At 48.0% G+C, this 14,445-nt stretch carries 13 protein-coding genes and 1 tRNA gene; 11 read left to right on the top strand and 3 right to left on the bottom strand.

What is annotated here, in order from left to right; genetic code table 11:
- The first annotated feature begins 10 nt into the window (after positions 1-10).
- Entirely contained in the window at positions 11-1,270 is a 1,260-nt protein-coding gene (locus ACFO4L_RS15920) for a dihydrolipoamide acetyltransferase family protein (RefSeq protein ID WP_377910650.1), read from the top strand.
- 174 nt (positions 1,271-1,444) lie between these two features.
- Here the strand turns inward: ACFO4L_RS15920 and ACFO4L_RS15915 are convergent, their stop codons facing one another.
- Positions 1,445-1,885: a hypothetical protein gene (locus tag ACFO4L_RS15915; protein WP_377910649.1), complete on the bottom strand. Its 441-nt coding sequence runs from the start codon at positions 1,883-1,885 to the stop codon at positions 1,445-1,447.
- A 105-nt stretch (positions 1,886-1,990) separates the two neighbouring features.
- On the opposite strand from ACFO4L_RS15915, the gene ACFO4L_RS15910 reads away from it, so the two are divergent.
- The 5 genes from ACFO4L_RS15910 to ACFO4L_RS15890 all read left to right on the top strand — a co-directional run bounded on the left by ACFO4L_RS15910 (position 1,991) and on the right by ACFO4L_RS15890 (position 5,680).
- The gene (locus ACFO4L_RS15910) at positions 1,991-2,419 is read left to right on the top strand and encodes a BrxA/BrxB family bacilliredoxin (protein WP_377910648.1); all 429 of its coding nucleotides are present in this window, start codon (positions 1,991-1,993) and stop codon (positions 2,417-2,419) included.
- Positions 2,420-2,610: 191 nt separating this feature from the next.
- Complete coding sequence (locus tag ACFO4L_RS15905) at positions 2,611-2,976, top strand: hypothetical protein (RefSeq protein WP_377910647.1); 366 nt, start codon at positions 2,611-2,613, stop codon at positions 2,974-2,976.
- Positions 2,977-3,037: 61 nt separating this feature from the next.
- A tRNA-Arg gene (locus ACFO4L_RS15900) sits at positions 3,038-3,112 on the top strand.
- A gap of 158 nt (positions 3,113-3,270) precedes the next feature.
- Entirely contained in the window at positions 3,271-4,251 is a 981-nt protein-coding gene (locus ACFO4L_RS15895) for an aromatic acid exporter family protein (protein WP_377910646.1), read from the top strand.
- A gap of 214 nt (positions 4,252-4,465) precedes the next feature.
- The gene (locus ACFO4L_RS15890; protein WP_377910949.1) at positions 4,466-5,680 is read left to right on the top strand and encodes an ISL3 family transposase; all 1,215 of its coding nucleotides are present in this window, start codon (positions 4,466-4,468) and stop codon (positions 5,678-5,680) included.
- Between the two features lie 60 nt (positions 5,681-5,740).
- Here ACFO4L_RS15890 and prli42 read toward each other — a convergent pair whose 3' ends face one another.
- A complete protein-coding gene (gene prli42, locus ACFO4L_RS15885) occupies positions 5,741-5,830 on the bottom strand; it encodes a stressosome-associated protein Prli42 (RefSeq protein ID WP_168006330.1) in 90 nt (29 codons plus the stop codon).
- 128 nt (positions 5,831-5,958) lie between these two features.
- Between prli42 and ACFO4L_RS15880 the strand changes: the two genes are divergently transcribed.
- Genes ACFO4L_RS15880 through ACFO4L_RS15865 form a run of 4 tightly spaced genes read left to right on the top strand, consistent with a single transcriptional unit; the run spans position 5,959 to position 11,146 of the window.
- Positions 5,959-7,602 carry an acyl-CoA mutase large subunit family protein gene (locus ACFO4L_RS15880; RefSeq protein WP_377910645.1) on the top strand — a complete coding sequence of 548 codons (1,644 nt, stop codon included), beginning with the start codon at positions 5,959-5,961 and terminating at the stop codon, positions 7,600-7,602.
- A gap of 13 nt (positions 7,603-7,615) precedes the next feature.
- Positions 7,616-8,446: a methylmalonyl-CoA epimerase gene (gene mce, locus ACFO4L_RS15875; RefSeq protein ID WP_377910644.1), complete on the top strand. Its 831-nt coding sequence runs from the start codon at positions 7,616-7,618 to the stop codon at positions 8,444-8,446.
- Positions 8,433-9,980, top strand: coding sequence for an acyl-CoA carboxylase subunit beta (locus ACFO4L_RS15870; protein WP_377910643.1), 1,548 nt, complete (start codon positions 8,433-8,435; stop codon positions 9,978-9,980). The genes mce and ACFO4L_RS15870 overlap by 14 nt, the downstream gene beginning before the upstream one ends.
- Before the next feature lie 47 nt (positions 9,981-10,027).
- Entirely contained in the window at positions 10,028-11,146 is a 1,119-nt protein-coding gene (locus ACFO4L_RS15865; protein ID WP_377910948.1) for a M20/M25/M40 family metallo-hydrolase, read from the top strand.
- A gap of 607 nt (positions 11,147-11,753) precedes the next feature.
- On the opposite strand, the gene ACFO4L_RS15860 is transcribed toward ACFO4L_RS15865, so the two are convergent.
- Positions 11,754-11,951 carry a hypothetical protein gene (locus ACFO4L_RS15860; RefSeq protein WP_377910642.1) on the bottom strand — a complete coding sequence of 66 codons (198 nt, stop codon included), beginning with the start codon at positions 11,949-11,951 and terminating at the stop codon, positions 11,754-11,756.
- A gap of 300 nt (positions 11,952-12,251) precedes the next feature.
- Here ACFO4L_RS15860 and ACFO4L_RS15855 point away from each other — a divergent pair, with 300 nt between their 5' ends.
- A complete protein-coding gene (locus tag ACFO4L_RS15855; protein WP_377910641.1) occupies positions 12,252-13,421 on the top strand; it encodes a DNA polymerase IV in 1,170 nt (389 codons plus the stop codon).
- Positions 13,422-14,445: the final 1,024 nt, after the last annotated feature.

The raw sequence follows: 14,445 nt of genomic DNA, 5'->3' as shown, positions 1-14,445 counted from the left end.
AGGGATCCGGATGGCAACAGAAATTACGATGCCCCAGCTGGGGGAGAGCGTGACAGAAGGAACGATTACGAAATGGCTGGTTAAGCCCGGCGACAAAGTAAACAAATACGATCCGCTTGCTGAAGTGATGACAGATAAAGTGAATGCCGAAGTTCCTTCTTCTTTTGCAGGCACGATCACCGAGCTCATCGCAGAGGAGGATCAGACTGTCGAAGTTGGACAAGTCATTTGTACGATGGAAACAGAGGGAAGCGGCGAGCCGAAGCCGGAAGCTCCCGGACCAGGAGAAAAGCAGCAGAAACAGGAAGCGGAGACGTCCTCTGAAGCAGACACCTCCCAGCAGGGCAGATACTCTCCTGCAGTGATGAGACTGGCACAGGAGCATCAATTGGATTTAAATTCAATTCAAGGTTCGGGAAGAGGCGGAAGAATTACCCGCAAGGATATTCAAAAGGTCATCGACGAAGGCGGCCAGCCGGAAGCGAAAGAAGCCGCTCGTTCTAGTCAGCCCGAAGCAGCGCCTGCGAAAACTGAACCTGTACAGGATAGTGCTCCCCCTTCCTCTGACGCACGTCGGGATGAAGTGCCTGTAACTGGAGTTCGCAAAGCCATTGCCTCGAATATGGTACAGTCCAAGCATACAGCTCCGCACGCCTGGATGATGGTCGAAGTCGATGTGACCGATATGGTCAACCTGCGTGAAAAGAAAAAGGCTGAATTTCAAGCTCGGGAAGGCTTTAAGCTGACGTTTATGCCGTTCTTTATGAAAGCCGTTACGGATGCTCTGAAAAAGTATCCACAAGTAAATGCGGCATGGGCAGGAGATAAAATTTACCGTTACAAGGATGTTCATTTGTCGATGGCAGTTGCAACGGAAGATGAGCTGTATGTTCCGGTTATCCGCAATGCAGATGAAAAAAACATCAAAGGTCTGGCCCGGGAGCTGAATGATATAGCCGGGAAAGTAAGAAGTGGAAAACTGACCTCACAGGATATGCAGGGCGGTACGTTTACGCTGAACAATACCGGATCTTTTGGATCTGTTCAATCCCAGCCAATCATCAATACACCGCAGGCCGCTATTCTTTCGGTAGAATCAATTGTAAAGCGTCCTGTCGTATTGAACAATGACGCCATTGCTATCCGCCATATGGTAAACCTTTGCATGAGTCTGGATCATCGTGTACTTGACGGGTATATTTGCGGGAAGTTTATGCAGGAAGTGAAGCAGACGCTTGAAACGATGGATGAGTCAACATCAATTTATTAACGAAAGAAAAAAACCGCCTCGTGCGGTTTTTTTGCTATAATCGTTCAATTTCCGGCTTTTATAGCAGGATCGGTTACGAAAGCAAACTAAAATCAGCATAAATAGCCGCGAATCATAACAGGGAGAGGTCCGCTCTGCGATCTGCTTATGTTGATTTGCAGCTGTAGGAGGCTTCTAGGAAGTGGAACGGATCGAGCGTGTTACTAAAACAGACCAGCTGAATAAAGATGGCTTTAAAGATAAATAAGAAGCGAATAAGTAGACGATAACAATAATTATGTAAACTAAATACAGTGTCAGGATATGGAAACCGAATAATGGCAGCGGATATGCTGCCAAAAGCCTTGCAGGGAGCCAAACACATGAAATCGTTATTCCTCGCATCAATAATGACAGGGAAGGACCACTGAACGTGACACGCAGAAGCCGCTGGCCAGGCGAGCGTATGCCGGCGGCAGGAAGGACTCCGTATATAAGAGCAAACAGAAATGCAGCTGCAGCAGCTTCTGCTGCTAATGAAAGGGAATCGAAAAACGGGATAAAAAACATTAGTCGAACAACGAGATAATCCACAGCGAGAGCTAGTGCCTCTGCACGTTTAGCGCCATAATTCATTATTGTTCCTCCTAAAAAGCCAGCGGCAGTGACAAAGCCTTTGGCATTTGTGGATGATACGTGTAAAATGGGAATTGAAATCTTCATCAGAAAGGGTGAAACAACATGGAATTCCAAATGTTTATGAACGATGTGGTGCAGGCCGCTCGTCAGGATATGGATCAGGCCGGCTATGACCAGCTTACATCAGCCGAAGACGTAGAGAAAGTACTTGAGGCCGAAGGGACCACATTTGTGGTCGTCAATTCTGTTTGCGGCTGTGCTGGAGGTATCGCACGTCCATCCGCTGCTTACATGAAGAATTATGAAGTGCAGCCGGACCGTTTTGTAACTGTCTTTGCTGGGCAGGATAAGGAAGCAACTGAAAAAGCGCGTTCTTACTTTACAGGATTTGCGCCATCCTCACCCTCTTTTGCACTGCTGAAAGATGGAGAAATTAAAGCGATGGTTGAACGTCATGAAATTGAAGGACATGAACCGATTGAAGTTGTTAATAAGCTGGAAAGCTACTTTGACGAGCACTTCAAAAAGTAACGTGTAGAAGGTCCGGAAGAGCTGCAGCTCTTCCGGGTTTTTCTTGAAAGTGCACACGCTCAAACCGCTTCAACACAACGGTTTAACGTTTCGTGGATATTTATCGGATAGACTGGTCAAACGTTGGGTGATATGCTATAATTTGAAATCGTCAGCACTTAACCGTTGAAACGTATAGGAGTGAAACCGCAATGCAGGATCTCTATAAAGAAATACATATGTATCTTAACCAGGAAGAAGAGATAGGATTCAAACAATTTGATGATTTTTACAAGCGAGTGATCAGCTATTTTAATGATCACGCCGACAGCTTTGAGGAAGAAGACATCTGGAAGGCTCTCTTTATTTCCGAGAACGTCATGTCTAACGCTGACGGCCGCTCTAAAGAGGCAACTTCACAAAAAGAAACGAAGAAATACGCAAAAATGTCAAAGCGTCTTACGCTGTGGGCACAAAATTTTGCTGCACGCCTTGCTCGAAAAGGCTACAACGAAGAACAGATGAATGCGACGTTTGAAAAAATGTTTGATGACTACGAAAAATTTAAAGAAGAATAAGCTTGCCGACGACACGTTATATTGGTATAATATTTTATGTGCTGATTAATCAGCACTTGCTGCGCCCGTGGTGAAATGGATATCATACAAGATTTCGGCTCTTGCGTTCCGGGTTCGAATCCTGGCGGGCGCGCCACTATATGATTAGCAATCCTTCAGGACTCCCTGGAGGTTTTTTTATATCACATGGTTTCCGTCATTTCAGGCAGCGTATGTCAGCTTTTAAACAGTCAGCCGCGTTTTCCGGTGAGTTGCAGTCGCACAGGAACAGCCGCGAGAAGGGAGAAACCGTACTTGACCATACCGATTGGCTACAGAACGCTAAAAACTGCTGTAGGTGCTGCCGCTGCCGTTGCCATTGCGCAAGCACTTCAGCTCGATTTTTTTGCATCGGCCGGTATTATTGCCATCCTTTGTATTCAGCGAACAAGGAAAAAGTCATTGATGACCGCATGGGAGCGTTTTGCTGCATGTATACTCGGTCTTGCTGCAGGGAGCATGCTCTTCGAATTACTTGGCTACCATCCGCTCTCGATCGGGCTGTTGATGCTGCTTTTTATACCACTTTGTGTCAAAATGCGTATCACTTCCGGAATCGTCACCAGTACAGTTATCATTTTTCACGTCTATACAGCAGGAACTGTGACAGCGGGCCTTCTGCTTAATGAGACGGCTTTGATCGTGATAGGTGTAGGCACTGCATTATTAATGAACAGCTACATTCCAAGCAATGAACGGAAGCTTGAGAAGTATCAAACCGAGCTTGAACATTATTACGCAGCTATCTTTCATCGGTTTGCCGATTACATACGTAATGGGGATACCAACTGGGATGGAAACGAAATCACCAAAGTGTCTTCATTGATTCAGGAAGCGAAAAATGAAGCGATGCGAAACCTTGAGAATCATATCATGCGCTATGAAGACACTTTTTATCACTATTTTAAAATGAGAGAAAAACAGCTCGATATCATTGAACGGCTGATGCCGATGCTGACGTCTATCGATTATCATGTGCAGCAGGCTGATATGCTGGCCGACTTTATGGATGATCTCGCAGACGGAGTGCACCCTGCAAATACGGCATATAAGTATATAGATAAGCTTGATGAATTAAAGGAGTCGTACCGAAACATGAAGCTCCCGGAGACGCGTGAAGAATTTGAAGCGAGATCAGCACTTGCCCATGTAGTAAAGGAGCTGGATGATTATCTTGCCATCAAGCAGCAGTTCAAGACTAAAAAGAGGTATGGGGTACTGGAAACTGGAAGCTGATAAATATGTAAGCTTTGCTTGTTTAAAGACTAATACTGGATAATAAAAAAGGTAAGAAAGCCGGATCAGCGCTTCTGATCCGGCTTTCTTCGTTTATCGGTTCTATAATATTTGTTGGGGTTTTAACACAATGGTGGCAAAAAAACACGCAGGCTCCAATTCCTTTATACTTGAATTGCTGAGAAACAAGACAAAGGAGTGGAGCTGCGTGCACCTGCATGTTATCACAAAATCCATTGGATTAGAAGGCGTCATCGTGACCAACTGGACTTATCACAATCGAACCATTCAGATTCATGTCGAACTGCCTAAACGCCGACATACCTGCCCGGCCTGTCAGCGGAAGACAAGACGGATCCACGATTACCGGATCCAAAAGCTGGATCATCTGAAACAGGCGGAGCGCTGGACGGTCGTGTTTTACCGAAAGCGCCGCTATGCCTGTTCCTGCGGAAAACGGTTCGCAGAAAGCGCCCCTTTCGTGGCACGGTATCAGCGTCAGACCATCGAGTGGAATCAAATGCTTACGCTAAAAGTCGTGAAAGCCAAAACGTTTACCGATACCGCAGAAAGTGCCGGTACCTCTCCCACGACCGTGATGCGCCGGTTTGACACCCTGGCCGCCCCGCAATGGAAGGCGGTAACCGAACTGCCTCCGGTGATTGCGATTGATGAGTACAAAGGGGATACACGGGCAGGGAAGTTTCAATTGATTATCGCGGATCCAGTCACCCGGCAGCCGCTGGACATTCTCCCGGATCGCCGGGCGGATACCCTTAAAGCGTATTTGCGGGAGAAGGGCCAGCGGGTCACCACGGTGGTGATGGACATGAGCCACAGCTTTAAGCATGCCGTGAACCAGGCACTCGGCCGACCGGTGATTATCGCCGACCGCTTTCACTATTGCCGGTATGTTTATTGGGCTTTGGAACGAGTCCGGCGCCAGGTCCAACAGTCATTTGATGACTACGACCGCAAAACCTGTAAACGGATGCGTCACGTGTTTTACAAGCGGGAAGCGAAGCTGACGGCGAAGCAGCGCTGGCACCTGGAACGCTTTCTGGCGAAGTCAGACGATCTGCGACAAGCACATGCGTTAAAGGAATCGTTCTGTGTTTGGCTGGATCAGGCAAAGGAACGAGGCGACCAGGATCTGGCGACGACCAAAACCTCCCTGCATGCGTTTTACCGCAAGGTAAAGAAATCCGGATTAGATGCCTTTCTTTCCGCCATCCAGACCCTCCAGAACTGGCAGCCGGAGATCATGAACAGCTTTGCCTATGGATATACGAACGGCTTTGTGGAGGGATTGAACAACCAGACGAAAGTGCTCAAGCGGAATGCCTTCGGCTTTCAGCGCTTTGATCGCTTTCGCATGCGCATCTTATTGCATCATCAGTACAAGGATATCAAGACTGGAATTGGATAAGGGGCAGGCGGAAGAACCACCTACCCCAACAATTGACTTAGAACCCGTTTATCCAGCAAGTTAAAAGTAGCTTACTCCCATGAGGGCAGTACCTAAAAACATTACGATGATCATCATATAAACGATCGCTTTTCGGAATTTACGGGGCATGATTCAACCTCCTCTGCACCATATGCTTTTCATATTGTACCTGCTGAGCGAGCTGTTTTCAAGAGGGTGGGAACATTAGCAGGGGGTATGCTATAATAAACAGGAATTAACAGGAAAGGGGCGTGCAGATGGAAACGTATGAAAAAGCCTATCAAAAATGGCAGGAGAAACTGCAGAAGCAGCTGAATAAGCGGCCGGAACGCAAGGAATTATTTCAAACCGGCTCTCAACTCGAGGTAGACCGAGTATATTTTCCGGACGAAATTGATAACGCTTACATAGAAAAAGCTGGATTTCCTGGAGAATACCCCTATACAAGAGGAATCCGTCATACGATGTACCGAGGTCAGCTCTGGACGATGAGGCAGTATGCTGGATTTGGCTCTGCCCAGGAAACCAATGAACGTTTCCGTTATTTACTAGACCAAGGTCAAACGGGACTGTCAGTCGCATTTGATCTTCCAACTCAAATTGGATACGACAGCGATGATCCTATGTCGCTCGGCGAAGTCGGCAAAGTAGGAGTAGCCATCGATTCTTTAGAAGACATGGAAATGCTGTTCGATCAAATCGACCTCGGCAAAGTCAGTACCTCCATGACGATCAATGCTTCTGCAGCTGTGCTGCTTGCCATGTACATAGCTGTGGCGGAAAAGCAGGGCGTACCTCACGAAAATGTAAGGGGAACGATTCAAAACGACATCTTAAAAGAATATATTGCAAGGGGTACGTACATTTACCCGCCAAAGCCTTCCATGCGCCTGATTACCGATATATTTGCGTTTTGCGGCGAAGAAGCCCCGTCGTTTAATACGATCAGCATCAGCGGATATCACATTCGGGAAGCTGGCTCCACAGCTGTGCAGGAGCTTGCTTTTACGATGGCAAATGCTATTGCTTATGTCGAGGCGGCGGTCGACGCGGGCTTGAAGGTGGATGATTTTGCGCCGCGCCTGGCGTTCTTTTTTAATGGACATAATGATTTCTTCGAAGAAGCAGCAAAATTCAGGGCGGCAAGACGTATGTGGGCGAAGCTGATGCGGGAACGGTTCAACGCCAACTCGCCGCGAAGTGAGCAGCTGCGCTTCCACACACAAGTGGCAGGCTCCACGCTCACCGCTCAGCAGCCCGAAAACAATGTCGTGCGAGTCGCGCTTCAGGCAATGGCCGCTGTACTCGGCGGGACGCAGAGTCTGCACACAAATTCCAAGGATGAGGCGCTTTCGCTGCCGACAGAGGAGAGTGCCCGGATTGCGCTTAGAACCCAGCAGATCATTGCTCACGAAACAGGTGCTGCGAATACGATCGATCCGCTTGGAGGCTCGTACTATGTGGAAGCACTGACAGACCGGCTGGAAGAAGAGGCGTTCCTCTACATCGATCATATCGATACGCTTGGCGGTGCCGTCAGTGCCGTTGAGAAGCAGTACATGCAGCGGGAGATACACCGATCCGCCTATGAGGCGCAAAAACGACTGGAACGACATGATGACATTGTTGTAGGAGTGAATGAATTCCAAACGGAGGACGAACAAGCGCCTGATCTGATGAAAGTAGACGAAGCGTTTGTGGAAAATCAACTCAGCCGTTTGGAGAGGTTGAAGGAGAGACGGGATACTGCGAAGGTGGAAGCTGGCCTTGCAGAGCTGAAGCGAACAGCCTCCGGAAACGGAAACCTGATGTATCCTATTTTGGAATGCGTAAGGGCCTACGCCACTGTTGGAGAAATTTGTCACGCTCTGCGGGAAGTATTTGGAGAATATACGTCGTAAGGAGATGGAAGCAATGGACCGGATCAGAGTATTGATTGCAAAGCCGGGTCTGGATGGACATGACAGAGGAGCGCTTGTTATATCTCAGGCGCTTCGGGACGCCGGCATGGAAGTGATTTATACAGGGCTGCGACAGTCGCCGCAGCAGATAGTACGAGCAGCTGTGCAGGAAGACGTAGATGTCATCGGCCTGAGCAGCTTATCAGGAGCGCATAATGTATTGTTTCCAGCTGTCGTGAAAGAGCTTCAGAAGCAGGAAGCAGCTGACATTATCGTGATCGGCGGCGGCGTCATTCCAGCAGATGATGCGGCAGAGCTGGAGCGGAATGGTATCGAAAAAATATTTACACCGGGCACCCCTACTGGAACAATCGCTGCCTATATTGAAGAAACGGTCCGTGGAAGCGGCTCAGAAGCGTTTGCTCCGGCAAAACGAATCGACCATATCGGCATCGCCGTTCACTCCATTGAAGAGGCTGCTTCCTTTTATTCGACCCACTTTCAGCTAAAGGTTGACAAGGTCGTTGATGTACCTGAACAGGGAGTTCGAGTGGCCTTTATTCCAGCAGGTAACGTGAAGCTCGAGCTGCTGGAGCCTCTCGGCGAGAGCAGCCCGATCGCTCACTTTCTCGATAAGCGCGGCGGAGGTCTGCATCATATTGCCGTAGAGGTGGATAACATCCAAGACCGGCTGCAGCAAATGCGGAATTCAGGAGTAGCGCTTATTGATGATGTGCCAAAAACTGGCGCATCAGGTCAGCCGATAGCTTTTTTACATCCGAAAGCAGCGCACGGAACGCTGGTGGAACTGTTAGAGGGGGACGATCAGGATGGATATGTATGACAAGCTGAATGAGCTTTACGATAAACGCAGACGAGTGGAAATGGGGGGAGGCGATGAACGTCAGCAGAAGCAGCGCGATAAAGGAAAGCTCACTGCGCGGGAGCGAATCGACCTCCTCCTGGATGATGATACGTTTGTAGAGCTCCAGCCATTCATGGAGCACCGGTTTGACGAGCCTGGCATGGAGAAAGGGTCAGCTCCTGGGGAAGGCGTCGTTACCGGATACGGAGACGTGAACGGACGCCGGATTTTCCTTTTTGCTCAGGATTTCACCGTGTACGGGGGCGCATTGGGAGAGATGCATGCAAGGAAAATTGCGAACGTAATGGATCTTGCGGTGAAAAATAAATGTCCATTTATTGGATTGAATGATTCAGGTGGAGCAAGAATTCAGGAAGGCGTGCTGTCACTGGATGGATATGGGAATGTATTTTACCGCAATGCTATTTATTCCGGAGTTATCCCTCAAATATCCGTCATACTTGGCCCGTGTGCCGGGGGTGCGGTGTATTCTCCGGCTATCACAGATTTTGTGTTTATGGTGGAAAAAACGAGCCAAATGTTTATCACTGGTCCAAAAGTAATTGAAACAGTAACCGGTGAAAAAATATCTTCTGAAGAGCTTGGCGGTGCCAGTATTCACAGCTCCGTTAGCGGTAACTGTCATTTTACTGGTACGTCAGAAGAAGAGGTCCTGCAGGAAGTCCGCCGCCTGCTTTCCTATCTTCCGCAGCACCAGGGCGAAGAGGCACCTCGCGAATCTTATGAGAACAAGGATGAATTCCTTTATGATCTGCTCGATTCTGTCCCGGCAGATCCGTCAAGACCGTATGATGTCCGTCATATGATCAAGCAGACGGTAGATGAAGGCAGCTTTATGGAAGTTCAAAAAGATTTCGCGAAAAATGCGGTTATTGGATTTGCAAGAATCGGCGGCCGCCCCGCAGGCTTGATTGCAAATCAGCCAAAAGTAATGGCAGGTGGTCTGGATATAAATTCTTCCGATAAAATTGCCCGCTTTATCCGCTTTTGCGACAGTTTCAGGATTCCATTAATCACATTTGAGGATGTTACAGGCTTTTTGCCCGGAGTGCAGCAGGAGCATGGCGGCATTATCCGGCACGGTGCCAAAATACTGTACGCTTATTCAGAAGCGACCGTGCCCAAAATCACCGTCATTACCCGAAAAGCATACGGCGGTGCGTACGTAGCATTGAACAGCAAATCGATCGGGGCAGATATTGTGTATGCGTGGCCGAACGCTGAAATTGCTGTGATGGGACCTCACGGAGCTGCTAACGTGATTTTTGCTCGTGAAATCCAGGACAGTGATGACCCCGAGGCAGTAAGAGCTGAAAAGATTGAACTGTATCGCGAGAAATTTGCCAATCCGTATATTGCAGCGGCAAACGGAATGGTGGATGATGTGATCGACCCAAGAGAAACCAGAATGAAGCTGATGCAAAGTCTGCGTATGCTGGAAGTGAAATCGGAACAGCGTCCTGAAAAAAGGCATGGGAATATTCCTCTTTAATACCTTATGATACAATCAGAAACGTACATAAGCTGGAGGAGGACATGATAGTGAATAAACAACGATTGCTGGATGAATTTTTAGAGCTGGTTCAAACTGATTCAGAAACGAAATATGAAAGAGAAATAGCAGATTTACTCATCCAAAAACTTCAAGACATTGGAATGGATGTTGTAGAGGATTCGTCTCAGCCTCGAACGGGACACGGAGCAGGGAATCTGATCGCGACATTGGAAGGAAACACAAATGGGAAAGCAATTTATTTTACATCTCACATGGACACTGTCGTACCAGGATTATCTGTTCAGCCTGTTGTCGAGGACGGGGTTATACGCTCGGACGGAACCACCGTTCTGGGAGCTGACGACAAGGCCGGTATAGCAGCCATGTTTGAAGCCGTACGCACGCTGAAGGAAGAGGGCGCTGCCCATGGAACGATACAGTTTATTATTACGGTAGGAGAGGAATCAGGTTTAGCAGGCGCCAGGGAATTGGATATGGAGCTGGTTAACGCAGATTTCGGCTATGCACTCGACAGTGACGGTGCCGTAGGAAGCATTGTGACGGCTGCGCCAAATCAGGCAAAATTGTTTATTACATGTCATGGTCAAAAAGCGCATGCAGGTGTAGCGCCAGAACGTGGCATATCTGCTATTCAAGTTGCTGCTGATGCGGTAAGCCGCATGCCGCTTGGGCGTATTGATGAGGAAACAACTGCAAATATTGGGAGAATTGAAGGCGGAAGCCAGACAAATATCGTTTGCGATCGAGTCGACTTGAAGGCTGAGGCACGTTCACTCGTCCGTTCCAAGCTCGAAGCACAGACAGCTGCCATGCGAGAGGCATGCGAGAAGGCGGCTGAACGCTTTCAGACAACTGTGGATGTGGATATTCAATTTGTCTATCCGGGCTTTAAACAGGCTGAAACGGATGAGGTTGTTGAATTTGCAGTTGAAGCTGTTAAACAAATCGGCAGAGAGCCTTTGTTAAAGCAAAGCGGCGGAGGGAGCGACGCGAATATTATAGCCGGACACGGCGTCCCGACTGTCAATTTGGGCGTAGGGTATGAAGACATTCACACAACAGCTGAAAGTATACCCGAGCAGGAATTGTATAAGCTTGCAGAGCTCACTTACGCATTGATGAAGCAGTCAGCACACGCATAACAAAAAACGGTGCCGGTAATCCGGTACCGTTTTCAGAGTGTTGATAAAGTCATTTCAGGTGAATGACTTTGCATCTGCCTGCATCTGCGGACCCTCGCTTTCCGGAGGGAACGGCCTCAGCTAACCGCTTCTTCCTTTCGTCAGAAGCGCTGGATCTTCGCCTCGTTCTGATCCTCTCGGAGTCGGGTTTCCTCCGATTTAGCAGCTGGCTGTCCGGTTAAAACCCTGGTGATGATTCACACGAGCTTGTTCCATCTAGAGGGAACCTTTCGTTAGGCAGCGCTTCGATGTCGAATCGGGATGAACGTCAACGTATCCACCCAAAAAAGCTGCAGCTTCCAGCGATTGGAACGTTTTTCGCCATCAAACAAATCCATTTTCCCTTTGTGTCCGGCGTGCCCGTGGAATTAGCGCAGCCTGAAGATCCTTTCTCAGAGGTTTATCCTGAGAAATAGCTGAAGGCAAGCCCACGGCAGGCTCGGTAAACAGAGGGGAAAGTCAATCAATCGAATAAACATGTAAACAAATTGACTTTATCAACAGCCTGAAAACGGTGCCGGATTACCGGCACCGTTTTTAACTATTTCCAAATTCAAGGGCATCCCATTCACTGCAAAAGACCAATCGATTCCTGTCTGCCGAACTCTATTGACTCCAAGATCGTCTCTTCTGAGCAGCCGATCAGCTGGGCCAGCTGTCTAATCGTAGGTGAAGGCGCCCTGGCGGCCGTAAACTCCTTTAAGGCCTCCGTAACCAGGTGAAGAACCGATTGATGAACAGGAGATTGATAAAATTGCTCCCTCATCAATATCGACCACCTTTCTATATACGTAGTATAGCATAGATAATAGTCACGGTCGAACGTATGTTTACAAAATGTTGTGAATAATTTGTAAATTTCATGAATCGTACCTGCTTATTTGCGGCTTATCGTCTTTGGAGGAAGTTGAGTGTTAGTTTATACATATCATAGCTGAAAACAGTTTATGCTTTACCGCCTTTTTTGCTCTAAAAAGCTTTGCAAGAGTAGCTTAACGTTTAGCGGTGCAGGAGCAAAATCTGATAAAATGAAAAGAGACTATGGAGAGAAAAGGAGGGCGTCAGCGTGAGTCACCGAATCATTTTTCATATTGATTTGAACAGCTTTTATGCCTCTGTTGAAGCAGCTGATGACCCTTCGCTAAAAGGCAAGCCGCTTGCTATTGCAGGAAACGCCAAAAAAAGGAAAGGCATCGTTGTAACGGCTAGTTACGAAGCTAAAAAAATGGGCGTGAAGCCACCGGTGCCTCTGTGGGAAGCTAAGAAGGCATGCCCCGATTTGCTTGTCAGAGAGCCGCGCTTTCCAAGGTACCGGGAAATGTCTGCAAAATTTTTTGAGGTGCTGCGCAGTAAAACAGGTTTAGTGGAGCCGGTATCGATTGATGAAGGCTACCTGGATATGACGAAATACTTATATGGAAAGCATCCTGTTGCCGTGGCTCAATCAATTCAGCAGGAGGTGCTGGATACTTTGGGGCTTCCTTGCAGCATTGGTATTGGACCTAACAAATTCCTTGCGAAAACAGCAAGTGACTGGAAAAAACCGCTAGGTATTAAGGTATTGCGAAAGCGGGATGTGCAGCGCCTTTTATGGCCGCTGCCCTGTGAGGAGATGCATGGAATTGGAGCGAGAACAGCAGAAAAACTGAAGCAGCTGAGTATTGAAACAATTGGTGATATCGCAGCTTATGGAGAGGATAAGCTGAAAAGCACGTTCGGCTCGAGTGGAGGCAGAATGTTTGAAAAAGCGTGGGGAATTGATAGCAGACCCGTTGATCCGGAATCAGCTGAAGAGTTTAAAAGTATCGGTCATTCGCGCACGCTTCCGGAAGATGCGGTAAGCCTGCAGGATATGGCGCCAGTAATTCATCTGCTGTCCAATTTAGTTGCACAGCGACTTCATAAGAAATACGTTTATGCTTCCGGTCTGCAGCTTACAATCAGATACAGTACGTGGGAAACCATACAGCGTTCCATCAGACTTCCATATCCACTTTCCGACCATCAGACGATTGAATCCTGCGCCAAAGAGCTGCTGGAGACATCTTGGAACGGAGACAGGGTCAGGCTGTTAGGTTTAACAGGAATTGACCTGATTGAAAAAGGCAGTGCAGTAAAACAGCTTGATTTGTTTTCTTATCAGAAGGACAAAGAAGAATGGGATCGAGACGAACACGTTAGACAGCTGCAAGAGCGGTTCGGTCCAACGGCTGTTCGGCGAGGCTATTACAAATAGAATCAGGTGTGCCACATCGACTGTCTAAACTGCTTGCTGTTCCAACATCAGTTTACCTGCAAATTAATTCGTTCGCATGCCGTCCATCTTCACTTGTAAACAGAGATTTGCCTTAGGCTGCTGCTTAAGGCTTCTTCTAATTTACTTAATAGATAGCACGTTAGAAGGGGATGGATTCATATGGGCAGTGCTTTTCACGAGATGTTTTCACTCCCCATGCTGCCTTCGTACGAATGAACTACCGCTCAAAACCAGAGCGGCAGTGAACCTTTCGACTCTCTTTCACCCTGCAGCTTAAAAGCGAAACGTCGTTTGGGTAACGTTAACACGGCGGGCTCGTGTTAAATGGTACCATTCTTCGTCACTTCCCTGAGAGTGGTCGGCTCTGAAGGAACTCCGCTCTTGGAGGGATTAAAACGAGTCGAGAATCCGGCGGCCGGCAGTGCGTTTCACATGCCTGGTTAGCACTGCACGATCGGCTTCCATACCGATAGAACCCTCTTGAGGAAACGTTTCGATGTTAAATAGAGGTGCCAGTATATCATCGAATTCATGATAAACGTAAATAAGCAGTCGCCTCTGCCAGTCGTGACGTTGTTTTCTTAGAATCAAAGCGGTTTCCCCAATGTTTCCGGCGAAGGCGCAACAAGCAGTCTGAAGATTCTCTACAGCTTTGTTTTTTCGCGGTAGATCACACGAGCGGAGCCGGACCGGCTTTTGAAGGCTTCACGTGAGAAGCCTGAGTCCGAGTGAAGCCGCGCCATCCTCCCCTGCTTTTCTTCCCTCCATACCAGGCCCTCTGAGAAATAGCTGAAGGCCAGGCCACGGCAGGCTGGGGTAAGCAGAGGGCAAATACAACCACACGAATACATATGTAAATTGAAAGACTTTTACAACAGCCTGAGCCGTCCGATGTAACCGGACGGCTTTTGTAGCTGAACTCGTTGCCGTACTAGTTCTTTAGGGTCAAGCGATATACGGAAGAGCAAGTAAAACAAGGAATTGGTTCAAGAGCTCTTATGTT

This window comes from Bacillus daqingensis (assembly GCF_042654445.1).
In the GTDB taxonomy this organism is placed as follows: domain Bacteria; phylum Bacillota; class Bacilli; order Bacillales; family Salisediminibacteriaceae; genus Alkalicoccus; species Alkalicoccus luteus.
This window is presented reverse-complemented; position numbering and strand designations above follow the sequence as displayed.